The organism is Azospirillum isscasi, assembly GCF_030849505.1.
Classification (GTDB): Bacteria; Pseudomonadota; Alphaproteobacteria; order Azospirillales; family Azospirillaceae; genus Azospirillum; species Azospirillum isscasi.
In genome coordinates, this window is record NZ_JAUJFI010000381.1 from 1 (window position 1) to 731 (window position 731).

General features: G+C 73.9%; 1 protein-coding gene. It reads right to left on the minus strand.

All coding sequences use genetic code 11. From position 1 onward, the window contains the following. Positions 1-731: hypothetical protein (locus QSG27_RS29095; RefSeq protein WP_306712355.1), on the minus strand; the 731-nt coding region annotated here is incomplete at both ends.

A 731-nucleotide genomic window follows, 5' to 3' on the forward strand; every position in this document is an offset into this window, starting at 1 on the left:
GGCGCTGCGGCGCAGCCAGCGCAGGCTGCGGGTCAGCCCGCGGGCGGCGCGGCGCCGCTCCGCCGGGCCGGCGAAGGGACCCATCGTTCCGATCAGCCCCAGTTCGAACCGCCCGATCGCCTCCAGATAGGTGCCGCGCTGGGCGCGGGCGTAGGGGGCGAAGTCGCGGGCGATGGCGCGGGCCTCCCCGGCGGCGCCGAACAGACGGGCGATCTGCATCTTGATCAGCAGCAGGCCGGACACCGCGAAGCTGTTGCCCGCGGCCTTCAGCTCGGCCAGCGTCCGGTCCTCGTCCAGATGGTGTCCGGTCAGCCGCCAGGGGGTGGGCGTCTCCTGCCGCAGATGGGCAATGGCCTGGGCCAGACCGGCGACCAGCGGCGTGTAGAAGCGGAAGCCGATGCGGGTCAGCCGGCGCAGCACGTCCTGCGTCTCCGCCTCCAGTTGCGACAGGCCGGTGCCCAGATGCCAGCCGATGCGCAGCCACGTCACCAGGGCATAGCCGGCGTCGTCGCTCTCCCCATGGGCCAGGGCCAGCCGGTGGGCCTCCAGCATGGCCGGGCGGATGTCGCGCAGGGGCGTCACCCAATGCTGGCCGTAATAATGGCTGACATACATGCCCTGTCCGGCGCGCACGGGGTGGAAGCCCGCCGCCGCCAGCTCCAGCGCGCGGGAGGTCGCGCGGAAGGCGGTGCGGCGCAGACCGGCGCTGGCGGCGACCGCGCCCCAGGTGA